Origin of the sequence: Paraburkholderia sp. BL18I3N2 (genome assembly GCF_003001875.1) — a bacterium.
Classification (GTDB): domain Bacteria; phylum Pseudomonadota; class Gammaproteobacteria; order Burkholderiales; family Burkholderiaceae; genus Paraburkholderia; species Paraburkholderia phytofirmans.
In genome coordinates this window covers 372153-392960 of sequence record NZ_PVNC01000001.1, presented here as the reverse complement: position 1 = coordinate 392960, position 20808 = coordinate 372153, and the positions used below count along the sequence as shown (strand labels likewise).

Annotated in this window: 21 protein-coding genes; 10 read left to right on the top strand and 11 right to left on the bottom strand. The window is 62.4% G+C overall.

Annotated features, from left to right (window positions below; all coding sequences use genetic code 11):
* Positions 1 to 35 precede the first annotated feature (35 nt).
* From B0G75_RS01825 to B0G75_RS01810, 4 genes are all read left to right on the top strand, one after another.
* On the top strand, positions 36 to 650 hold the full coding sequence (locus tag B0G75_RS01825; RefSeq protein ID WP_106300094.1) for a TetR/AcrR family transcriptional regulator: 615 nt from the start codon (positions 36 to 38) through the stop codon (positions 648 to 650).
* A gap of 89 nt (positions 651 to 739) precedes the next feature.
* On the top strand, positions 740 to 1966 hold the full coding sequence (locus B0G75_RS01820) for a YbfB/YjiJ family MFS transporter (protein WP_106300092.1): 1227 nt from the start codon (positions 740 to 742) through the stop codon (positions 1964 to 1966).
* A 154-nt stretch (positions 1967 to 2120) separates the two neighbouring features.
* Positions 2121 to 2276, top strand: a complete 156-nt coding sequence (locus B0G75_RS01815) for a DUF3309 family protein (RefSeq protein WP_106301759.1) — start codon at positions 2121 to 2123, stop codon at positions 2274 to 2276.
* 156 nt (positions 2277 to 2432) lie between these two features.
* Complete coding sequence (locus B0G75_RS01810; RefSeq protein ID WP_106300090.1) at positions 2433 to 3233, top strand: SDR family oxidoreductase; 801 nt, start codon at positions 2433 to 2435, stop codon at positions 3231 to 3233.
* Here B0G75_RS01810 and B0G75_RS01805 read toward each other — a convergent pair.
* The 5 genes from B0G75_RS01805 to B0G75_RS01785 form a co-directional block, all read right to left on the bottom strand.
* A complete protein-coding gene (locus B0G75_RS01805) occupies positions 3230 to 4576 on the bottom strand; it encodes a four-carbon acid sugar kinase family protein (RefSeq protein ID WP_106300088.1) in 1347 nt (448 codons plus the stop codon). The two genes, B0G75_RS01810 and B0G75_RS01805, sit on opposite strands and share 4 nt — an antisense overlap.
* Positions 4577 to 4602: 26 nt before the next feature.
* Entirely contained in the window at positions 4603 to 5901 is a 1299-nt protein-coding gene (locus B0G75_RS01800; protein ID WP_106300086.1) for a ribulose-bisphosphate carboxylase large subunit family protein, read from the bottom strand.
* Positions 5898 to 6437: a VOC family protein gene (locus B0G75_RS01795; protein ID WP_106300084.1), complete on the bottom strand. Its 540-nt coding sequence runs from the start codon at positions 6435 to 6437 to the stop codon at positions 5898 to 5900. Before B0G75_RS01795 ends, B0G75_RS01800 begins: the two co-directional genes overlap by 4 nt.
* Positions 6438 to 6540: 103 nt before the next feature.
* Positions 6541 to 8427: a TRAP transporter large permease subunit gene (locus B0G75_RS01790; protein WP_106300082.1), complete on the bottom strand. Its 1887-nt coding sequence runs from the start codon at positions 8425 to 8427 to the stop codon at positions 6541 to 6543.
* A gap of 62 nt (positions 8428 to 8489) precedes the next feature.
* Positions 8490 to 9515: a TRAP transporter substrate-binding protein gene (locus tag B0G75_RS01785; RefSeq protein WP_106300080.1), complete on the bottom strand. Its 1026-nt coding sequence runs from the start codon at positions 9513 to 9515 to the stop codon at positions 8490 to 8492.
* A 201-nt stretch (positions 9516 to 9716) separates the two neighbouring features.
* Here B0G75_RS01785 and B0G75_RS01780 point away from each other — a divergent pair, with 201 nt between their 5' ends.
* From B0G75_RS01780 to B0G75_RS01770, 3 genes are all read left to right on the top strand, one after another.
* Positions 9717 to 10772: a LacI family DNA-binding transcriptional regulator gene (locus B0G75_RS01780; protein WP_106300078.1), complete on the top strand. Its 1056-nt coding sequence runs from the start codon at positions 9717 to 9719 to the stop codon at positions 10770 to 10772.
* A gap of 438 nt (positions 10773 to 11210) precedes the next feature.
* Entirely contained in the window at positions 11211 to 11582 is a 372-nt protein-coding gene (locus tag B0G75_RS01775; RefSeq protein ID WP_106300076.1) for a hypothetical protein, read from the top strand.
* A gap of 373 nt (positions 11583 to 11955) precedes the next feature.
* Positions 11956 to 12438, top strand: a complete 483-nt coding sequence (locus B0G75_RS01770; RefSeq protein ID WP_106300074.1) for an Lrp/AsnC family transcriptional regulator — start codon at positions 11956 to 11958, stop codon at positions 12436 to 12438.
* 34 nt (positions 12439 to 12472) lie between these two features.
* On the opposite strand, the gene B0G75_RS01765 is transcribed toward B0G75_RS01770, so the two are convergent.
* Positions 12473 to 13717, bottom strand: coding sequence for a YbfB/YjiJ family MFS transporter (locus B0G75_RS01765; protein ID WP_106300072.1), 1245 nt, complete (start codon positions 13715 to 13717; stop codon positions 12473 to 12475).
* A 273-nt stretch (positions 13718 to 13990) separates the two neighbouring features.
* Here B0G75_RS01765 and B0G75_RS01760 point away from each other — a divergent pair, with 273 nt between their 5' ends.
* From B0G75_RS01760 to B0G75_RS01750, 3 genes are all read left to right on the top strand, one after another.
* Entirely contained in the window at positions 13991 to 14665 is a 675-nt protein-coding gene (locus tag B0G75_RS01760; RefSeq protein ID WP_106300070.1) for a nitroreductase, read from the top strand.
* Between the two features lie 154 nt (positions 14666 to 14819).
* Complete coding sequence (locus B0G75_RS01755; RefSeq protein ID WP_106300068.1) at positions 14820 to 15299, top strand: hypothetical protein; 480 nt, start codon at positions 14820 to 14822, stop codon at positions 15297 to 15299.
* A gap of 12 nt (positions 15300 to 15311) precedes the next feature.
* Complete coding sequence (locus tag B0G75_RS01750) at positions 15312 to 16157, top strand: hypothetical protein (protein WP_106300066.1); 846 nt, start codon at positions 15312 to 15314, stop codon at positions 16155 to 16157.
* Positions 16158 to 16177: 20 nt separating this feature from the next.
* Here B0G75_RS01750 and B0G75_RS01745 read toward each other — a convergent pair whose 3' ends face one another.
* The 5 genes from B0G75_RS01745 to B0G75_RS01725 all read right to left on the bottom strand — a co-directional run bounded on the left by B0G75_RS01745 (position 16178) and on the right by B0G75_RS01725 (position 20774).
* The gene (locus B0G75_RS01745; protein WP_106300064.1) at positions 16178 to 16873 is read right to left on the bottom strand and encodes a 4'-phosphopantetheinyl transferase superfamily protein; all 696 of its coding nucleotides are present in this window, start codon (positions 16871 to 16873) and stop codon (positions 16178 to 16180) included.
* 87 nt (positions 16874 to 16960) lie between these two features.
* Complete coding sequence (locus tag B0G75_RS01740) at positions 16961 to 17437, bottom strand: hypothetical protein (protein WP_106300062.1); 477 nt, start codon at positions 17435 to 17437, stop codon at positions 16961 to 16963.
* Positions 17438 to 17749: 312 nt separating this feature from the next.
* The gene (locus tag B0G75_RS01735) at positions 17750 to 17986 is read right to left on the bottom strand and encodes a DUF2783 domain-containing protein (RefSeq protein WP_106300060.1); all 237 of its coding nucleotides are present in this window, start codon (positions 17984 to 17986) and stop codon (positions 17750 to 17752) included.
* 65 nt (positions 17987 to 18051) lie between these two features.
* Complete coding sequence (locus tag B0G75_RS01730; protein WP_106300058.1) at positions 18052 to 19761, bottom strand: FAD-dependent oxidoreductase; 1710 nt, start codon at positions 19759 to 19761, stop codon at positions 18052 to 18054.
* A gap of 53 nt (positions 19762 to 19814) precedes the next feature.
* Positions 19815 to 20774, bottom strand: a complete 960-nt coding sequence (locus B0G75_RS01725) for an MBL fold metallo-hydrolase (RefSeq protein WP_106300056.1) — start codon at positions 20772 to 20774, stop codon at positions 19815 to 19817.
* Positions 20775 to 20808: the final 34 nt, after the last annotated feature.

Here is a 20808-nt window from a genome sequence, read left to right as displayed (position 1 = left end):
AACCAGTCGTCAGTGACGCCGGAAGGATATTCATCATGGCAAGACCCCGCCAATTCGACGAACACGAGGTGCTGGAAGCCGCCAGCGCGGCCTTCTGGACGAAGGGCTACGACGCGACCTCCACGCGCGACCTGGTTAAATCCACCGGTCTGACGCAGCCGAGTCTCTACAACGCGTTCGGCGACAAACGCACGCTGTATCTGCGCGCGCTCGAGCATTATCTGGAGCACACGTTGCGCGAACGGATCAGGCGTTTGGAGCGGACCGTATCGCCGGCTCTAGGCGTCACGATGTTCTTCCACGAGATCCTCGAACGATCGCTCGCCGATCCCGCGCAACGCGGCTGCATGCTGGTGAACTCGGCGCTGGAAACCACATCGGAGGACGAAGCATTCCGTGCGATCGTCGCCACGGAATTCTCGGAAATGCGCGCGTTTTTCTACCGCCGCATGATTGCTGCCAGCGAGAGCGGAGAAATTACCACTGTCGTTTCCGCCGATGACGCCGCCACTCACCTGCTCGCCACGCTGATCGGCGTTCGCGTTCTCGCGCGGGTCAACCCGCAACAAACGCTGCTGGTCGGCGCGATTGCGCCCGTGTTGCTGCTGCTTGGTTTGCCTGCCCTACCGGCGACCGGCTCCGACGCTTGAGCCACGCGCCTGACAAGGCGCACCCCTTCGCTTTCCCACCGACATCCGGCAGCGCCGCCATCAGCGCGCGCACCGGTAAAGGAACCGTCATGTCCGCTGCTCCGATAACGTCAGATAGTTCAGTCTCACTCGATGCCCGCGCGCTCTTCGCCACGCTTGCGGGACTGTGCGGCAGTCTCGTCGCCATCGGCCTCGCGCGCTTCGCCTACACGCCGTTGATTCCCTCGCTGATCCAGGCGCACTGGTTCACGTCGTCGCAAGCGGTGACACTCGGCGCGGCGAACTTCGCCGGCTATCTGGTCGGCGCGTTGATCGGCCGCCCCCTCGCATCGGCACTGTCGAACCGCAGCGCGTTGCGCATGCTGATGGCGGTCGTGACCGCAGCCTTTTTCGCCTGCGCGTATCCGCTTTCCGTGAGCTGGTTTTTTGCGTGGCGTTTGTTGTCGGGCATTTCCGGCGGCGCAATCATGGTGCTGGTGGCGACGTCGATTCTTCCGCACATTCCCGTGCCGCGCCGCGGCTTCGTGAGCGGCATGATCTTTCTTGGACTCGGACTCGGTATCGCTGCATCCGGCACCTTGATTCCGCAGCTGCTGCACTATGGTTTGCAAACCACGTGGATCGGTCTCGGCGTCGTGGCGTTGGTGTTGACCGCGGTGAGCTGGTTCGGCTGGCCTTCGACGAATCCGCCCGCACCGGTCGCGCCTTCCGGTACGCATCACGCAGTGCGCCCTCACGGCTTGACGCTTCGTGTGCTGTACGCGCAATACGCGGCAAACGCACTCGGCCTTGTCCCGGCGATGGTGCTACTCGTCGACTATATCGCTCGCGGCCTGGGACGCGGCGCCGCAATCGGCGCTGACTACTGGGTGCTGTACGGCCTCGCTGCAATCGCCGGACCGGTGATCTGCGGCAACGTGGCCGATCGCATCGGCTTCGGCAAGGCCTATCGCGTCGGATTGCTTCTGCAAGCGGCCGCCGTCGCCATGCTCGCGTTCTCGGGCAGCACGCTCGTGCTGGTCGCATCGACTGTGATTCTCGGCATCTTCACACCGGGCATCGTGCCGCTCACGCTCGGCCGCATTCATGAACTCGTGCCACACGATCACATCGAACAGCGAGCCGCGTGGAGTCGCGCGACGACAGCCTTCGCGCTTTTCCAGGCGCTCGGCGGCTATGGGTACTCGTATCTTTTCTCGCATACACATAACGACTACGCGTTGATCTTCGCTTGCGGCGCGGCTGCGCTCACTCTCGCCTATATCGGGGATCTGATTGCGTCGCGTATCGGCACCGCTCGCCACACGGCGGCATGACGATCTTAAAACGTTTCCGGCTTGATCTATCGCCTCGGGCATGCAGCTTGCTCAGCTATGACACCGATACTGCCTTTCGCAGGAACACCCGCAATGCGGGCCTTGCGTGTCTGTCGTGAAGGCAGGTCCTATCAACCAGGCGGAGGTCATTCATATGTTGGGAACTATTCTTCTAGTCTTGCTGATTCTTCTCCTCATCGGTGCGCTCCCCACGTGGCCGCACAGCCGTTCGTGGGGTTACGGCCCTACCGGCGGTCTTGGACTCGTCGTGATCGTCGTGATCGTTTTGCTGGTTGTCGGCGTCATATAGCCTTAATTGCCGTAGCGTCGTGTAGTACCCGCATTCGTTGAGAGCGGGCCGGCCGCCGGATATTTCCGCAGTTCGCTGCATGGATATCCGGCGGCCTTGCTATGTCGATGGTCGATGGTCGATGCACATCCCTATCTTGTCACCCCGGGAGCAGCAATGGAAAAGTTACTCGCGAATCAGGTCGCTCTGGTCACCGGCGCCAGTTCGGGCATTGGTTCCGGCGTCGCCAAAGCGCTTGCGGATGCGGGCGCGGCCGTCGTCGTGAACTATCACTCGCATGCCGAAGAGGCGGAGCAACTCGCCGCCGAGATCAACAAAGCTAGCGGCGCCGCCATCGCCGTGCAGGCTGACGTCGCCGATCCTGCGCAGGTCGAGAAGATGTTCGCGGCATGCCGCGCGCGTTTCGAGAGCGTGGATATCGTGATCGCCAATTCGGGCTTGCAGAAAGACAATGCGTTTGCCGATATGACGCTGGACGACTGGCAACAGGTGCTGGCAACCAACCTCACCGGCCAGTTTCTGACCGCACAAGCGGCCGTGAAAGAATTCCGCCGACGCGGCCCGACGACCACGTCCAAAGCGCTCGGCAAGATCATCTGCATGAGCTCGGTTCACGAAGTCATTCCATGGGCGGGGCACGTCAATTACGCGGCGTCTAAAGGCGGCATTCAGATGTTCATGAAATCGCTCGCGCAGGAAGTCGCGCCCGAACGCATCCGCGTCAATTCCATTGCGCCGGGCGCGATTCGCACGCCGATCAATAAGGACGCGTGGGACACAGAAGCCGCGCTGGAGAAACTGTTGAAGCTGATTCCCTACGGCCGCGTGGGCGAAGCGGACGACATCGGCAAGGCCGCCGTCTGGCTCGCCTCTGATGAAAGCGACTATGTGGTCGGCACGACATTGTTCGTCGACGGCGGCATGACGCTCTATCCCGGTTTCGCCGACAACGGTTAGCCGTTACCGTCGAGCAATTGCTCGAACAGATCCGCGTCGCCCATTTGGCCGCCTTTGAGCATGACCTCCATACCGTCGAGTTTCGCGCGATCGGCATGGAGACGGCACACGGTGACGCCCGCCGACAACGGCGCGAGATACGACAGCCCCCAGGCGCCGAGCGCGCGCACGGCAAAACTCGACGTGTCGCCGCCCGCAATGCCGATGCGTTGCAAGCGCACGGCGCCGAGTACCTCTTGCAAGAGTGACGCACAGGCGTGCGCGAGTTGCGGCAGCGCGCCGGCTTCGTTCGACGCGCGGCGTGTCGTGAAAGCGAGCACGTTGCGTCCGTCGCGCAAGGGGCCGGCGATCGCCGCCACGCGTTCCGCCAGGTAGCTGGAGGCTGCGTCGCCGGTCATTTTCAGCGGGTCCAGTTCCACACGCAGATAGGATTGCGCGGCGCCGATCTGTACTTCGGTCAATGGCGAGAGGCTGCCTGCGAGCACAAACACGGGGCCGCGTGCGCGAGGCAACAGCGGCGTAGTTCGGTTTTCGGCGGCGGCATCTTTAACGCGGTTGTCATGCGCCAACGCGTAAGCCTGCGCAACGCTGCTCGCACCGACCGCGAGCAACGGCGCCGACGCCGCGGCATGACGCGCGATCACACGGCCAATCGCCTGCAGATGCGAATCGTCGAGTACGTCGAACAGCACGGCGTCGGGTTTCGAATCGAGCCGGCGCTGCACTTCTTCTTGCAGTTCGGCATCTCCATGCGCGTAGCAACGCCAGTCGACCGATTGCACATTCTTCACACCTTGCCGCTGAAGATGCACGCGCAAGTCCGCTTCGTTCATCGGCGTGACGGGATGGCGGCTCATGGTCGGATGACGGTCGATGCGGTAAATCGACTGCGCGTCATCGTCCGCGCCGGCTGCCGCAAACAGTTCGCCGAACACGCAATAGCGCCGCAAATTCGGTTGACCGCCAACCACCGCGACGAGTTCGTTCGCGCAGTACTCGCGCAACGTACAAATCGCCACGCCGATGCTGCCCGTTTCCGGCGCGCTATCGAACGTCGAGCACACTTTGTAGTGCATCACCCGCACGCCGAGCGCGGCGAAGGCGGCGCCGACGCGTTCGAGTTCCTGCCGCTGCGCGGCCGGCGGCATGGTGCGCGCGGCGCCCGCAACGCCAATCGCGTCGAGCGGGCCAAGCATCGAAAGACGCGTGGCATCCGGCGGTGCGAAGAACAGCATGGTGCGCAAACCGGCGCGGGCGAGATGCGCCAGCGTGTCGGTTGCGCCGGTGAAGTCGTCGCCGTAGAAAGCGTAAGCGGGGCCGCTGGTGTTTGCTTCGTCGCTCATCTTTTGTTCCGTGTCGCCTGAAGCGTTCACGCGCGGCTGCCGAAAAACGCCAAGGCGCGCCGCAGCTCCGGCATGTGCTCGGCGTACGCCGGCAACGGCGTGCCCGCCTGCACGGCCGCCCATGCCTGGCGCACGCTCGTCACGCCTGCCGCGGGCCCATCCGGATGCGCGAGAATGCCGCCGCCCGACATGAACAGCAGATCGGTGGAGCGCACGGCGTGGAAGGTCGCTTGCACCGTGCCAGCCCATTGCCCTGATGAAAACGCCGGCAGCACCGTATCGTCGCAACCCGCGGCGAGCGGCGTCGCGCAATCGCGTGCCGACTCGATCACTTCGGCGTCGCTCTGCGCGAATTTGCCGGCGAGGCCATGTACGTGCATATGATCGACGCCGCTCAAACGCCACAGCGTCTGATACGCCTGAAACGACATGCCCAGCGCCGGATCGCGCGACATCATGCCGTAGCCGTTGCGGTGCGCGTGCAGCACGAGCGGCGTAGCGCGGCGCAGCGTCTGGATCGCGGAAAAGCCGCACCAGTTGATGCTCGCCATCACGCAGTTGCCGCCTTCTCGCTCGACCAGTTCCGCGTGACGGCGCATGGCGTCGAGGTCGTCGGTGATATTGAACGCGACCATCACAGGACGGCCGCTGCGTTCACGGTAGCGGCGCACTTCGGCCATCACCGCGCGCACGCGTTCCGTCAGCGGCGCGTGTGCGGGATTCGCACATACTTCGTCATCCTTGATGAAATCGACGCCCGCTTCGCACAGATCGCGCACCAGTGCCGCCGTTTCCGCCGCGCTCAGGCCGACGTTCGGCTTGATGATCGTGCCGATCATCGGCCTGTGCTTCACCTCCGTCAGCGCACGTGTGCCGGCCACGCCATGACGCGGCAATTCGAAACGCTTGCGGTACGAAGCCGGCAAGCGCAACGACAACAGCCGCATGCCGGTCACTTCGCCAAGATCGTATAGATTGCCGGCGACGGTTGCGGCCAGCGTGGGCAGATTCGCGTCGATATTGGCGAGCGGAAACGACAGCGTGATGCGCGCGCGCCGCCACGGCCCCGGCGCGCCTTGACGCTCGAGCCAGGCGTTCGGCAAGCTGGGTCGCGCCGCCGCTTCGAGTTCTTCGACGCGCAGCACGTTCGCGCGGCTGCGCGCGCGCAGCGCATCGGATTCGTTGGCAACGTGCACGAAGGTGCCGCTCGATTGCTCGCCGGCCATGACGTCGGCGATGCGCGCGGGATCGAGCGGCGTCTCGATCAGATAGTCGGCCTGGAGCGTGTCGTTATCGATCGCTTGCTGTTGCAGCTTGTCGCTCATAGCGTGCCCAGATCGGGAAAGCGACGCACCGGCTCGCGGCCGTCCCAATCGCGCGACGCCGCGTAGATCATGTCGAACAGCTTGCCTTTCGGCCCGGCAATTTCGGACAACTCGATCACCGTGCCGGGATGATTCTCCGTATCGAAGTACACGAAACGCCCGTTGCGTCCCACTTCGCCGCTCATGGCAACTTTAAAACCCTTCTCCTGCAGTCGCGCGAGATCCGCGTCGAATGAAGTGGTCCAGTACGCGTTGTGCTGCAAACCGGTATGGCCCGCTGCGAGGAAGTCGCGATACATGGACGGCGCGTCGTTGCGTGTCTGGATCAGTTCCACCTGCAACGGCCCCGAGTTTGCCAACGCCACCGAGTTATGCACCTCATACGATTGCCCGCGGTAGGTGTAGTTCTCGATCGGCACGCGTTCGTTGTAGAACCACGGACCCACGCCGAGCACGCGGCTCCAGTAGTCCATCGCGGCCTCGATGTCCCGCACCACGTAACCTGCCTGCCGGATTTCGCCAAAAAAACGACTCATGAAACTCTCCCGATGCTGCGGGTTTGAAAGACGAGCGACGCCCCGGCGCGGCGAAAACGCAGCGCCCGAAGGTCGGACCTGTTAATGAACCTGAGAGATCTGCTTAAAGAAACCCGATCGAAATCCAGGGAATCGCCGCCACCACAATCAGGCCCACGATCAATGCGCCCATATAGCCGACAATCGGACGAATGCCTGCATCGGGATTGACCTTGCTGATCGCGCACGCCGAGTAGTAGCCGACCCCGAACGGCGGCGAGAAGAGGCCCACACCCATAGAAAGAATCACGACGATCGCGTAATGCACTTCATGCACGCCCGCGAGCCGCGCAATGGGAAACAGCAGCGGCCCGAACAGCACAATGGCGGGAATTCCTTCGAGCACGCTGCCGAGCATCACGAACACCACGATCGACACCGCGAGAAAACCGTATGTGCCGCCAGGCATCGAGCCCATGAGTTGCGCAAGGTCCTGAGAAAAGCCGGATTGCGTCAGCGCCCAAGCCATCGCCGTCGCGCATCCGATGATAAAAAGAATCGCGCCGGACAAGGTCGCTGCATCCACCAGCATGCGGCCGAGCCGCCGCCATTCAAAACGGCGATACACCAGCAGGCCGATCAGCATCGAGTAAGCAATGCCGATGGTCGATACCTCCGTTGCTGTCGCCACGCCTTCGACCACGGCCATGCGAATCACGAACGGCAACGCCAGCGCCGGAAGCGACACGACGAACAATCGCCCAATCTGCCGCTTGCTGAAACGCTGCGCGCCGCTCAGGTCTTCCTTGCGATAGCGCCACCACACCACCACGCACAGAATCAGCGCGAGCACGGCGCCCGGCAGCATGCCTGCGGTAAAGAGCGCGGATATCGACAGACCCGTCACCGAACCGATCGTAATCAACACGATGCTCGGCGGAATGGTTTCGCTTTGTGCACCGGTCGTGGCGAGCAGCGCGACCAGATCGCCTTCGGACGCGCCGCGTTTTTTCATCTCCGGAAACAGCACCGGCGCGATGGCCGCCATGTCTGCCACTTTCGAGCCGGAGATGCCCGAGACCAGATACATGGCGCCGATCAGCACGAACGACAAACCACCATGCACATGACCAACGAGGCTCGCGAGAAACTCGATCATCGCGCGCGCCATGCCGGTCATTTCGATCAGCAAGCCGAGGAACACGAAGAGCGGCACGGCAAGCAGCACGAGATGCGACATGCCTTCGTCCATGCGGCCGACCACGACTTCGAGCGGCGTAAAGGTCGAGAGTCCCAGATAACCGAACGTGGCAAGCGCAAACGAAAACCCGATCGGCACGCCCGAAAAAATCCCGATCGCCACCACGCCGACGAAAAAGATCACGAGATTGGTTTTGCCGAGCGTCTGAAACCACGGCCCGGCGAACACGGCGACCGCGGCCAATACAGCGGTAATCGCGAGCACGATCACGACGTCGCGCACTCGGCTCACCTGGGCAAGACGAATCAGGCCGACCAGCAGCATGAGTGCCGCGCCAATGGGCAAAGCGAGCGCGCGCCACGCGTTGCTGATCTGCAAGGCGGGTGTAACGATCGCCGCCTCGCCGGAGGCATAGTCGTACGCAGGAGCGATCAACAGCGCAAGCAACGCGATCGACGCGGCGATCGCCAGCGTATCGACGAACGCGCGCCGCTGCGGCGACAGGCGGCTGACGAGTGCCGTCATCCGCATATGTTCGCCGCGCCGCAACGCGAGCACGGCGCCAAGCATGGCGAGCCAAAGGAACAGAATGCCAGCCAGTTCATCCGACCAGACGAGCGGCTGATGCAGCACGTACCGGCACACCACGCCCGCGAACATCACGATGATTTCCATCACGAGCAGCGCCGCCGCGCACACTTCGACGAGCGCGATCAGACCGCGATCGAAGCTCGTCAACCAGCGGCGCGGCATGCTCGCCGCGTGCAGCGGCACGCCCGCATCCGCCGGATTCAATGCGTGATTCGACATCCTGCTGCCTCCTCGCGGCGGCTCGCCGCGCTTCGTCTCAGGCTCACCCGTATGCAGCACAATCACGCCAGCTTGCCGACCGATTGTTCGAGCAGGTCCCACGCCTGATTGCCGAACTTGCTCTTCCATTCCGCGTAGAAACCCGCCTGGCGCAGCGCCGCGCGGAATGTGTCCGGCGCGGGACGGTTGATCGACAGACCCTTACCTTGCAAATCCGCAACCGCCGCATCGTTCAGCTTGCGCACGTCTTCACGCTGTTTCAAAGCCGACTGGTTGAACGCATCGCTGGCAATGCCCTGCAGATCCTTCGGCAGGCGCTGCCAGGCGCGCGGGTTCAGCACGAACCAGTAGCCGTCCCACATGTGATTGGTGAGCGAGCAGTACTTCTGCACTTCATAGAGTTTCGCGACCTGCACGATCGGCAGCGGATTTTCCTGCGCATCGACGATATGCGTTTGCAGCGACGAATAGACCTCGCTGAATTGCAGGCTGGTCGGCGAAGCGCCGAGTCCCTTGAACATATCGATGCTGAGCGGACTCACCGGCACGCGAATCTTCAGACCGCGCATATTCTGTGCGCTCGTAATTGGACCGTTGCTCGTGGTGGTTTGACGAAAGCCGTTGTCCCACATCTTTTCGAACGATTCGAGCCCGGCCTTCTGCATCGCGGCGCGCACGTATGCGCCGAGCTTGCCGTCCATGGCGCCCCACACCTGGTTGTAGTCGTTGAACGCGAAGCCCACCGCGTTAATCGCAACCGACGGCGCGAGCGTCGACACCACCAGCGCCGACGGCGTGAACATTTCGATGCCACCGCTGCGCACTTGCGCGAGCATGTCGGTGTCGCCGCCCAACTGGTTGTTAGGGAATATCCGGATCTCCATGCGCCCTTTCGACGCCTCCTTGATCTGATTCGCGGCCTCTTGCGAGCGCACGTTCAGCGGATGCGTGAGCGGCAGGTTGTTGCCGTACTTGAACACGAACTCCGGGCCGGACGCCGCGCGCACGATCGCCGGAAAGCCCAACGCGCTGGCTACCGGCACGGCGGCCGCCGCACGCAGCAGGGTGCGTCTCGCGAGGTTGGTCATTTGAGCGTCTCCTTGCTTATAATTGATGTGACTGTCGAATCCATCAAAAACCATCATCGTCCGCTCGCTACGCCCTGATTTATAGTCACCGGTGTCGCGTCGTCATGTGATAGCTGCAAGACTAGGCGTGCGCGGCTAGCGCTGTCAAACCGCAAGCTTGATGTTTTTTGATGGACTTCCGTTTTGCGAAGGAAGGCTGCCATGTCCGATACGCTTCTCCTCAGCGCCACCGCGCGTGCCCGCATTCCCGACATTGCGCGCGCCGCCGGTGTGTCGACCGCCACGGTGGATCGTGTGCTCAATGGCCGTGAAGGCGTGCGCGCCGTGACGGCGCAACGCGTGCTGCAAGTGGCCGCCCAACTCGGCTATCTGCTCACGCCAGAGGCGCCCGTCGCGGCCGCCTCGAAGCCGATGCGCATCGCGTTCCTGCTGCCTGCCGGCACCAATCGCTATCTGCATATGCTCGGCGACTACATCGACTTCGCACACGATCAATGGAACGCGCTGGGCATGAAGTGCCGCGTGCACTACGTCGAGAGTTTCAATCCGAAGGAACTGGCCGACCGTCTGCTGCACTACGGGCAGCGTGCGGATGGCGTCGTGTTCATGGCGCTCGAACATCCCGTTGTGCGCGACGCCGTGAATGCGTTGGCCGATCAGGGCGTGCCGGCCATCACGCTGATTTCTGACTTATCGAATGCGCGGCGGTTGGCTTATGTGGGCATCGACAATCGATCGGCGGGACGCACGGCGGCCTTGCTGCTCGGGCGCTTCATGGGCCCGCGCCCGAGTGGAAAGATCGCGATGCTCGCGGGCAGCCTCAACTATCGCGGGCATGAGGAACGCGAGATCGGCTTTCTGCATTTGATCGAATCGACGTTCCCACAAGTGCGCGTGATTGGATTACGTGAAGGGCAGGACGATAGCGAGCGCAACTATATGCAAACGCGCAAGCTGCTTGAACAGCATCCCGATCTTGCCGGCATTTACAACAGCGGCGGCGGATCGGATGGCGTGGCGCGCGCGATTGTCGAGGCGCGTTCGGAGCAGAAGATTCTGTTTGTCGGGCATGGCTTGACGCCCGACACGCGAGCGTTGCTGATCGACGGCACCATGGATGCGTTGATCACGCAAACGCCGCAGGCTATGGTGGGAAATTGTCTGCGTATTTTCCGCAACGTGCGCGAGAAGCGCGATGCGATGAGCGACGTGAAGCCCGTGCAATTCAGCATTGTTCTACGGGAGAATTTGCCTTGATGCTGCCGTGGCATGCAGCAGGCTCAACACGGCACGTCAGGCACGCCGGATGCTGAATCACTTTCGTATTCAAACCTCGATACGAAAGGAGATCACATCATGCCTTACCTTCTCGGCTGGTTGCTTGGCGTCCCGTTGATCGTACTGGTTATCCTGTACCTCATCTTCCATTAAACGTTGCTACGTACTTGCATGCGCGGTTGATCGGAGGCTTGTTTTACTGCGCCGTGGCTCATCCGGCTACGGCGCGAAAGGCGACGCCAGGTCCGGGCGTCGCCTTTCGCGCGTCTGCGCATTGCGCGTTCGCCGACGTATGGACGCACGTATCTTTCCGCTTGCACGGTGAGGAATGGCGCGTAAAACTAACCTTCCCTAGTCCGCGCAAAATGCCATTTCTGCACACGTACGCTCAGCATGCGTACGAGCAAGGAGGGACCGATGGCAACCAACGAATACACGCTGTCACACCAGGACGTGGTGAAGGCCGTCATTATTCATCAGGATATTCACGAGGGTTTCTGGACGTTGAACATCAACTTCGACGTCGCAGCGGGCCACGATCCGCAACTTCCCGACCCTTGCCTTGCCGTGGCGATCAAGGGCATCGGCATCATGCGAGCATCGCCTTCTGATCCGTTTGCGATCGACGCCGCTATCGTCAATCCGCCGGCACCTCAGCATGTGGAGGGAACAGTACGCATCGCGGCGAGTGTCAATGGCACGCATCAAGGCGGCATGCAATTTTGCCGTGACGTGTATCGTAATGTCGCGGTACAGAGCGCGGCTAAAACGCCGACCAAACGAGGTTGATCAAGCTGAGTCGCTACTCAGTGCGCCGGCGCGATCCATGCGGGTCGAGGACCCGGTCGCGCAGATGATCATGCTGGCAGGCAATCAGGAACATGCGTCCATGCCCGGCGAGCGCGTCTTACGGCGCTGGTAACGCCGCAACTCGCCCACGTGCAGCCTTCCTGTGAAAAAGGCGGCGAGACACCGAATGGCAGCTTGTGGCCGCGCAAGGCTGCGGGCGCGGGGCTCGCGGCCCGGACGGTTGTCCCGGGCATGAATGCACCCTGAAAATATACCGGGACGCACTCTGGATAGGCTTCTTAAAGCAATAGACTTGCCGCGCGATGTCGGGACGATCTTCCTTTAGAATGCGATTTTCAGGGAGAAACTTCCAGTGACGGCCACGACCATCCGCAATCGCCCGCTCGACAACCAGGATCGCAAGATCATGCGCGAGTTGCAAAAGAACGCTCGTCTGAGCAATGCCGAATTGGCGGAGCTGGTCGGCATGTCGACCACCGCGTGCTGGAATCGCACGCGTCAATTGGAAACCGAGGGGTATATCCGCGGCTACGTGGCGCTACTCGACCAGCAGAAGCTTGGCTTCGCGGACATCGTCCTGCTCGAAGTCACGCTCAACCGTCACGACGACGACGCCCTCGCCCGCTTCGGCGCCGAACTGGCGACGCTAACCGAAGTGCTGGAGGCGTATCTCGTATCGGGCGACTACGACTACCTCGTGAAGGTTGCGGTCGACGGTACGGCAGGCTACGAGCGGTTTCTGCGTGAGAAGCTCTACAAGATCGCCGGCATCCGTCATAGCCGTTCGATGTTTGCCTTGCGTTGCATGAAGAGCATCCCGTCCGTGCAGGTGTGAAACGCGTACAGCGCACGGGCGTGAATGCGTGGAATCACGTTAAGCGCAACGCCTTCTGACAAGCTGCCAGCACTGCACCCGCCGCGAGCAGCAGCGCGGAATAGACGAGCCCGCGCGCGAGACCCGCGCCGTCCGAGACCCAGCCAATCACCATCGGCCCGACAATCTGTCCGAACGCGAACACGATCGTGAATGCGCTGATGCCCTTTGCCCAATGACTCGCGGGCAGATTGTGGCGCACGAAAGCCGTGGTCGACGCCACGGCGGAGAGAAACGTCGCGCCGAACAACACGCCGGATACGAACGCCACCCATGGCTGCGTGAACAGCGCGGGCAACAGCGTCGCGATTGCGAGCAAAGCGTTCAGCACCGCGAGCGCCTGGCCGCCGCGCATGCGGTCGAGCAGTCCCGACCACACGCGCGCCGAGACCACGGTCGCCACACCGAGCAGCAGATAGAAGCACGTGACGACAGCCGCGCTCATGCCCGCATTCCGCAACAGCGCGACGATAAACGTCATGTAGCCGATATAACCGACGCCGAACAACGTGTAGCCCGCCAGCGCGAGACTGAATCGCGGCCAGCGGGGTGCATCGGCGGCGGCGTGTAATTGCGCGGCCGACGACGCCATCGCGTGCACGCGCTCGATTTTTCGCGCTGCGCCGACGGCCACCGCCGCGAGCGCCGCACACGCGAGCGCGAGTGCGAACCACGCGTACTGCCAGCCGTGCGCGACGTTGAAGATAGTCAACGGCACCAGCACCGACGACGCCACGATGCCCCACCCCGTACCGCCGTAATACAAGCCGAGGACGAGCCCCGCATCGTGCGGTCTCGCCGATGCAAGTCGCGCCGCCAACACGCCGCCGCTGATGAAAACCGCCGCGCTGCTCACGCCGGTGATCACGCGCAAGGCGAGCAGCGCGTCCGTGTCGGCGAGCAAGCCGCTGCCCGCCATCAGCAGCGCGGTCGCCACGCAACCGCCGCTGAACAATGCGCCGGCCGACCAGCGGCGCGCGAGGCGCGGGAACGCCAGCGCGCCGAGCAGATAACCCAGCGCGTTGGCCGTATTCATCGCGCCGGCTTGCGCGAAACTCCAGCCGAGGTCGAATTTCATCGACGGCAACAGCAGCGCGTACGCGAAGCGGGCGAGTCCGAGTGCGATCGCGCTGCCCAGCGATAGCGACGCGGCTAGCATCAGCGTGGGGAGGCGTTGCGCTGCTCCGGTGGCTCCGGTGGCCTTGGAAGTCGATGCGGCGTCGAGTGTTTTTGTCGGCATGGGGCGGGCGAAAGTGGGCAAGGAGGCTGCAAGCCGCTTTTGCCAGAAAGGCCGAATTCGGCACTTCATCATCATATCCGGGGGCGCCGGCCGCGGTTGACCGTTAGTTGCGATAGTGGCTTGCCGAGTTCGGCTGAACGTACCGCGCGCTTCTGCGCCGGGCAAGCGACAGGCGCGAAACACAACCATGAATGCGCCTTCTAAATGCGAATGATTTGCATTTACTGACAAATTGCCTCATTATTCAGCCATACCATCAGCCGACCCAAAATCATGACGACGCTAGACATCAGCCGCCCCGAAACCGAAAGCCAGCGCCCGGCAGCGGTAAAGCCTGCCACCGGCGACGGCCCGAAAGCTTCGGCGGCGCTTGAGGTCCTGCCGTCGCGTCAATCGCAATGGCCGCTGACCGAGCCCGGTCCGGCGGACGCCGAACTCGACCCGATTTTCGAAGCCGCCTTGCGCGCACCGGATCACGGCAATCTGCGTCCCTGGCGCTTCGTGACGATTCGCGGCGATGCGCGCGGCTCACTCGGCGACGTGCTGGTCGACCTCGCCAGCGCCCGCTCGCCAAACGAACCGCGTTCGGCGCACGCGCATCGCCGGCAGAAGGCGTTTGCCGCGCCGCTGGTGATCGCGCTCGGCGCGGCGATCTCGGCGCATCCCAAGGTGCCCGAGATCGAGCAATTGCTGGCTGCCGGCGCGGCGGCGATGAACATGCTCAACGCGATCCACGCGCTCGGCTACGGCGGCTTCTGGTCCACCGGACCGGACAGTTATGAAGCGCGCCTGCACGACGCGCTAGGCTTCGCGCCGAATGAGCGCCTGCTCGGCTTCATCTTTGTCGGCACGCCGAAAACGCTTGGGCAAGCGCCGACGCGCCCAGCGCGCAGCGCGCACGTGCGCGAATGGCAACCGACGCAACCGACGCAGCCGGCTCAAAGCTGAAGCAAACGCCCGCAACGGCAACAAACGCATAAGCACCCGACGCAGGCTCTGCGTCATCGCCTATCCGTCGTACGCGACAAGCGCTGGCCTGCGACGCGGCACCCGTCCCATCCGGCCGGCGCGATTCATGGACCGTGTCCATTCAGGAGCATCGATGAACTTTCGCTCTCAACACAGCAGCCGTCCGGAGCTGATCGACGATCATCCGACCGACACCGCCGACGCGCCCGACCGCACCGTCCTGAGCGCCGTCCGCACATGGCTGCGGCCCGCTTGCGAAACGGCGCGCGGCGGCGTGCACTGGCGCGACATTCTCAGCGGCGTCGGTCTACGACAGGACGGCATCGAACACTTCGATCTGCTGATGCGTTCGCTGATGCACGTGTCGTACCGTCCGCTCGATATGCGCTGCCGCTGCGCCAGCGATCTCGGCAAGGATGAAGCCGTGATCCTGCAGGCCATCGCGTTGCTGCAAAGAACGCATAGCGGCGCGGCGTTGCGCATGTTGAACGAATGGCTGCCCGCGCCCGCGGTGAGTGGCGTCCTGAAGTTGCTCCGCTGGTTCGCCATCGATCTGCTCGACGCCGGTGTGGAACTCGACGTGCAAGCACGGCGTGTCACCTACATGCATTGAGGAAGCAGGCCTATGTCATTGGAACTGGATCAGGCTTGCCCAGCGACTTCGCGTGAGCGCGACAGCCGCGAGTCACGCGAAGTCGTCACTGAACGCGGGGCCGGCGAAGCTGCCGTGCAGGCCGCCAGCATTGCACCCTCCACCGCGGCAGCGCCCGCATTCCTGTGCCATCCGCTGACACGCAACTATCCGTACAACGTCGCCGCGCCGCGCGCAGGTGAGTTGCATCTATGGCGGTTCCGCTGCGAATGGCTGCCGGTGCCGGTTCAGGAAGGCGATACCTGGTTGTCGAAGAGCGAACGCGAGCGCGCGCGGCTGCACCCGAACGCCGCGTTGCGCAAACGCTTTATCAGTGCGCGCGTGGTGGTGCGCTGGATCGTTGGGAATCTGTTCGACTGCGAGCCGCACGCCGTCGATCTGCAAGACGACGGCAACGAGAAACTGCGGGCGCGTCATCCTCGCGACGGCCGCAGCATCACGATCGATATCGCGTACGGCGGCATATGGATTGTGATCGGCGTTGCGTCGGCGACGCTGGGATTGAGCGTCGTCGTGCCTTCGCCCGGCGCGGCGCCCGACGAGACGCCGGAAGCTTCGCGCCGGCGCGCTCGCTACAGCAGTCTTTGCAATGCGCTGCGTTACGCGCCGGTCGACATCGATATCGAGCTGCTGTTCAGCCACGCCGCAACCGGTGCGTTCGATCTCGCAGAACATGGCCGTTGGCATGTGCTCGATGTCCCGATGGCCGGCAAGATCCGCGCTGCGGTCGCGCTTGCGCAGCCGGCCAGGCAGCCGCTCATCAAAGTGCATACGTTCGGCTGGCCGAAGGCTTTAGCGTTCGGGCCAGCAAACGTCTAGGGCGCTGAGTCTGTTTGCGATTACCGGAAAGGGGTCACCGACCACGCTAGGCATGCAGCGTAGGCGTCCGGTGCGGCGAGCCAGTACGCTGCGACATCGCGCATATCCGCGGAAATCTGCTTGCGCAGCGTCACGCGCGCACTTTCACGCGGCAGCACCGTCAAATGCTGCAACCCGCGCGTGATGCCCACGCCCGTTGTTTTGACGAGCGCTTCCTTGGCGACCCACGCGTCGTAAAACGCAGCGCTCCGCTGCCCCGCGTCGAGCCGTTCGATCCACTCGGCCTCTTCTTTATCGAGCGTCAACGCCGCAATCGAACGCCAATCGAATTTGTCGCTGCACTGCTCGATATCGACACCGACGCGCCGAACCGGCGAGATCGCGATCAGTCCATGCGCGCCCGCATGCGATACATTGAAATCGAAGCGATCCGAATCGGCCAGATGGGGTCGGTGATTGGCGTCGGCCGCAAAACGCACGGCGTGCGCCGCGATATCGAGCCGCCGCGCGAGTTCTTCACGCAGCGCGGCGCGTACGCTGGCGAAGCGCAGCGCGTCTTCATGGCGACGAAAATTGCGGGCTCGCGTGCGTTCGTCGTCGCTTAGGGATGCAAAGGCAGGCGCGTCGAGCGAAGCAGTGAAGTCGATGTCGATCCGCCACAATGCAATGTCGGACGGGCCGTCGTGAGGCAGCGGAACAGGGTCGATGGAATACATGGTTCGGACGTGATGGGTGCAATCGCGGACGCATAGCCGCGACTCTACCCGATATCACGTCCGAAGCCTTCGATCTTCAGCGACGCTTCATGCCTTCGACGTATCACTGACATGGTTCATCAACTGGCAAAGGGTGGGGTGACACCCAAGAGAATGCGGGGCGTTCTTCACACAGTTCGCGAACTGCCGCGACCAGAATGCATCATTCGACAATGTTGTCCTAGAACCACTAGAAATTTTTTCGCGGCACGCTGCAAGCGTGGCGGCCAACGCTTTCGCGCTCAAAGGGTGCGCGTAATTCACCGTTGGATAGTCGCCGAACAGCTGCGCTAATGGCGAATCTTCGGCGGACGCCAATTTTCCGGCCGCGAGTTGCGTGGCAATCTGCAGCACTTCGCATTCGACTTCGAAAAAAAACGATTCGGGCACGTCCAGACCAGGCGCGTAATGGTTGATCCAGAGCAACGCCGATTCGGTAAACTGCGCGGGAGAAAGCCATTTTCCGTCGACTTTCATCGCCGCTAACTCTTGAACGACAAGGTCGCTTATCAAAAACAATTTCATCTCGTGTCTCTTTCCAGCCGAACGCGGGAAATTTCCCACGGGCAACGCACGAGGACATGGTGCGCCGGCACGAAGCAGTCTGGCCCACCGGAACGTCACACCCTATGCATCCTCAACTCAACAAGCCGGCTAGTATGAGGCAGCACATCAGCCACTTTGCTAAGAAGAATCTGATAGTCGGAAAGAAACAATTGAGAGAAATCGCGGGTTATCCGCCGCGAGTTTAAGAGGAAGCGCGCGAAACAAATCATTACTATCGACGTCTTCCCACACCTGCGTTGCGCAAAGTTAATTTTTGGTCGGGCCAGGTGCTTAAGCGGCCAGCGGATGCGCTTCGCCATTTCGCGCCGGCATGTCGATTACGCCCTCGCGGGCATGTTGTATCGCTTCGAGCAGCGTGGCGTGATCGCCGATATGGTTGGCGAGCAGCAGGATGAGTTGCGCATTGGCCGACTGGCTCTGCGCATCGTCCAGGTCGCGATGCATATCGATCAATGCCTCGTAGAAATCGTCGGGGCGGGCGAGATTCGGTTGCGTGTTAAGTGCCATGTTTGTCTCCAGCTATTTTTTGCTGATGCCGCGCGCGCGTCACTCAAGCGGCGTTCTGCGCACGTTCAAGCCGTGCCTTCGACGCACAGCGCGTGCTTCAACGCGTATCCGACATCGCCCGCATCGAGTTGCCGCCAGCGCGCGCAGACATGCTGGTCCGGACGGATCAGATAGAACGTGCCGGGCTTTGCGTCGTAACGTGCGTGAGCCAGCCCTTCGATATCGTGCGCGACTCGCGCGTCCGACGTCACAACGGCCTGCGGATCGCCACACGTCACAACGACGAGCTTCAACGGAATCGGTCCCGCGCGCAACGTGTTCAACGCGGCCTGACTCGACTGGTCGATACCGTGTTCGCCGCAGAACAGCACGCCGGTGAATTGCTGGCCGAGTTGCCGCAGCAGCCATGCCGGTTGTGCCGCGACTTGCACCGGTGCATCGACGCACGCCGCGCCCGGCACCATCGCCCCTTCAAACTCGTCACCGTCCGCTGTATTCAGCGGGGAATCACGCAACACCGCCGGCACGGACAACCGGCCGCTATTCGCCAATTGCCGCGCAAACGGATGATGTCGCGAGAGCTTCAGCACCGCGTCGCGAAACACGCGGCTGACAGGACTCTTCGGCGTAATGAAATCGGTCGAGCGCGTGGAGTTGCGGATGTTCTCATCGGCCGCGAATTCGCGTTCGCTTGCATAGGTGTCGAGCAAAGCGTCCGCGGCTTTGCCTTCGAGCACCATCGCCAGTTTCCATGCGAGGTTTTCCGCGTCCTGCACGCCGCTATTCGCACCACGCGCGCCGAACGGCGACACGCCATGTGCTGAGTCGCCGGCGAACAGCACGTTGCCATGGCGGAAACGCTCCATGCGCAAACACGAAAACGTATAGACGCTGACCCACTCCAGCTCGAACTTCGCGTCCGGTCCGAGCAATGCGCGCACGCGCGGGATCACACGCTCCGGCGTTTTTTCCAGCACCGGATCGGCGTCCCACCCTAACTGGAAATCGATCCGCCACACGTTATCCGGCTGACGATGCAGCAGCACCGATTGATTCGGATGAAACGGCGGATCGAACCAGAACCAGCGTTCGGTCGGAAACTCCGCTTCCATCTTGACGTCGGCGATCAGGAAACGATCTTTGAACGTCACACCTTTGCTATCGAGTCCCATCAGATTCCGGATCGGACTGCGCGAGCCGTCGGCGGCGACTACATAGCGGCCGCGTAGCGCGTACTCGCCATCGGGTGTGTCGACCGTCAGCGTCACGCTGGCTTCGTGCGTACCGGGCGTACCGTTTTGCTGCACGCCGACCACTTTGCTTTTCCAGCGGATCTCGAGATTCGGCATCTCCTGCGCGCGTTCGAGCAGGAAACCTTCGACGTAGTACTGCTGCAGGTTGATGAACGCGGGCCGATTGTGGCCCGCCTCCGGTTGCAGATTGAACGTGTACACCAGCTCGTCTTTCAGGAACACCTTGCCGACATTCCAGCTGACGCCCTTCTCCACCATCCGCTGACCACAGCCGAGGCGATCGAAAATATCGAGCGAGCGCTTCGAAAAGCAGATCGCGCGCGATCCCGTGGACAACGAACAATCGTCGTCCACCAGCACGACCGGCACGCCCTGCTGCGCGAGATCGATCGCGGTAGCGAGACCCACCGGCCCCGCGCCGACCACGATCACGGGATAGGCCGCCTGTTCCGCGCCGCCCTGCGTGCTCTGTTCGCGGCACGGTCGATATTCGAACGACAACGTCTGGTAGTTGATACTCATCTTGTGTCTCCGTCCTTCTCCGCTCTGCTGGTCTTGCCGTGCGTCTGTTCTTATCAGGCTTGCAGTGCGTCCCACATTTCCTTGTCGCGCTGCGCGGTCCAGATACGCGGATGCGTGATACCGCTTGCTTCGTCGAAAGCACGCGAGACGTCGAACGGCAGACAGTGCTCGTAGATGAAGACGTGGCCGAACTTCGGATCCATGGCCTTGCGCGTGTGTTCCATCGCGGCCTTCAGATCGAGCTTCTGTTCAACAGCTTCGCGGCCTTGCTGCAGCAGCGTCGTGACAAAATCTTTCGTGTAATCGAGCCCCTTGTTAACGTCTTCCGGCGTGGTCAGCGCGGGGCCGCGGCCCGGCACGAGCTTGTCGGCTTTCAGCGCGCGCAATGCTTCGAGCGTGGCCGGCCATTGTTCGAGCTGCGCGTCGCCGCAATAGCAGGCTGCGTCGTACTCGACCAGATCGCCGGAAAACAGCACCTTTTGCGACGGCAGCCACACCACCGTATCGCCCTTGGTATGACCCGCGCCGAGATGCGCGATGCGCACTTCGAGCTTGCCGAGGAACAGCGTCATCTCCTTCTCGAACACCAGCGTCGGCCACGTCAGGCCCGGCACAGTTTCAACGCCGGCAAACAGACGCGGGAAGCGTTCGATTTCCGACTTCATGTCCGCTTCGCCGCGCTCGACGATCATCTCGTACGTGCCGCGGCTCGCGATCACTTCCTGCGCGCCTTCCTCGAAATACGCCGATGCGCCGAGCACGCGCACCGCGTGGTAATGCGACAGCACGACGTATTTGATCGGCTTATCCGTGACGCTGCGAATCTTCGCGATGAGGTCTTGCGCCATGGCCGGCGTGGCGGTGGTGTCGACGATCAGCACACCGTCGTCGCCGATGATCACACCCGAGTTCGGATCGCCCTCGGCGGTGTACGCGTAGGCGTTCTCGGATAGCTTCGTCCACGTAACTTTCTTGACTTCCAGATCGGCCTGTGACGCGAATGCCTTTGCCATGCTTGTCTCCCTCAAAAGTTGGACATAAGGCGAG

Excerpts from the sequence above, each read along its gene's own strand:
- B0G75_RS01825 (WP_106300094.1), top strand. The coding sequence starts at position 36 with ATGGCAAGACCCCGCCAATTCGACGAACACGAGGTGCTGGAAGCCGCC.
- B0G75_RS01820 (WP_106300092.1), top strand. The coding sequence starts at position 740 with ATGTCCGCTGCTCCGATAACGTCAGATAGTTCAGTCTCACTCGATGCC.
- B0G75_RS01815 (WP_106301759.1), top strand. The coding sequence starts at position 2,121 with ATGTTGGGAACTATTCTTCTAGTCTTGCTGATTCTTCTCCTCATCGGT.
- B0G75_RS01810 (WP_106300090.1), top strand. The coding sequence starts at position 2,433 with ATGGAAAAGTTACTCGCGAATCAGGTCGCTCTGGTCACCGGCGCCAGT.
- B0G75_RS01805 (WP_106300088.1), bottom strand. The coding sequence starts at position 4,576 with ATGAGCGACGAAGCAAACACCAGCGGCCCCGCTTACGCTTTCTACGGC.
- B0G75_RS01800 (WP_106300086.1), bottom strand. The coding sequence starts at position 5,901 with ATGAGCGACAAGCTGCAACAGCAAGCGATCGATAACGACACGCTCCAG.
- B0G75_RS01795 (WP_106300084.1), bottom strand. The coding sequence starts at position 6,437 with ATGAGTCGTTTTTTTGGCGAAATCCGGCAGGCAGGTTACGTGGTGCGG.
- B0G75_RS01790 (WP_106300082.1), bottom strand. The coding sequence starts at position 8,427 with ATGTCGAATCACGCATTGAATCCGGCGGATGCGGGCGTGCCGCTGCAC.
- B0G75_RS01785 (WP_106300080.1), bottom strand. The coding sequence starts at position 9,515 with ATGACCAACCTCGCGAGACGCACCCTGCTGCGTGCGGCGGCCGCCGTG.
- B0G75_RS01780 (WP_106300078.1), top strand. The coding sequence starts at position 9,717 with ATGTCCGATACGCTTCTCCTCAGCGCCACCGCGCGTGCCCGCATTCCC.
- B0G75_RS01775 (WP_106300076.1), top strand. The coding sequence starts at position 11,211 with ATGGCAACCAACGAATACACGCTGTCACACCAGGACGTGGTGAAGGCC.
- B0G75_RS01765 (WP_106300072.1), bottom strand. The coding sequence starts at position 13,717 with ATGCCGACAAAAACACTCGACGCCGCATCGACTTCCAAGGCCACCGGA.
- B0G75_RS01760 (WP_106300070.1), top strand. The coding sequence starts at position 13,991 with ATGACGACGCTAGACATCAGCCGCCCCGAAACCGAAAGCCAGCGCCCG.
- B0G75_RS01755 (WP_106300068.1), top strand. The coding sequence starts at position 14,820 with ATGAACTTTCGCTCTCAACACAGCAGCCGTCCGGAGCTGATCGACGAT.
- B0G75_RS01750 (WP_106300066.1), top strand. The coding sequence starts at position 15,312 with ATGTCATTGGAACTGGATCAGGCTTGCCCAGCGACTTCGCGTGAGCGC.
- B0G75_RS01745 (WP_106300064.1), bottom strand. The coding sequence starts at position 16,873 with ATGTATTCCATCGACCCTGTTCCGCTGCCTCACGACGGCCCGTCCGAC.
- B0G75_RS01740 (WP_106300062.1), bottom strand. The coding sequence starts at position 17,437 with ATGAAATTGTTTTTGATAAGCGACCTTGTCGTTCAAGAGTTAGCGGCG.
- B0G75_RS01735 (WP_106300060.1), bottom strand. The coding sequence starts at position 17,986 with ATGGCACTTAACACGCAACCGAATCTCGCCCGCCCCGACGATTTCTAC.
- B0G75_RS01730 (WP_106300058.1), bottom strand. The coding sequence starts at position 19,761 with ATGAGTATCAACTACCAGACGTTGTCGTTCGAATATCGACCGTGCCGC.
- B0G75_RS01725 (WP_106300056.1), bottom strand. The coding sequence starts at position 20,774 with ATGGCAAAGGCATTCGCGTCACAGGCCGATCTGGAAGTCAAGAAAGTT.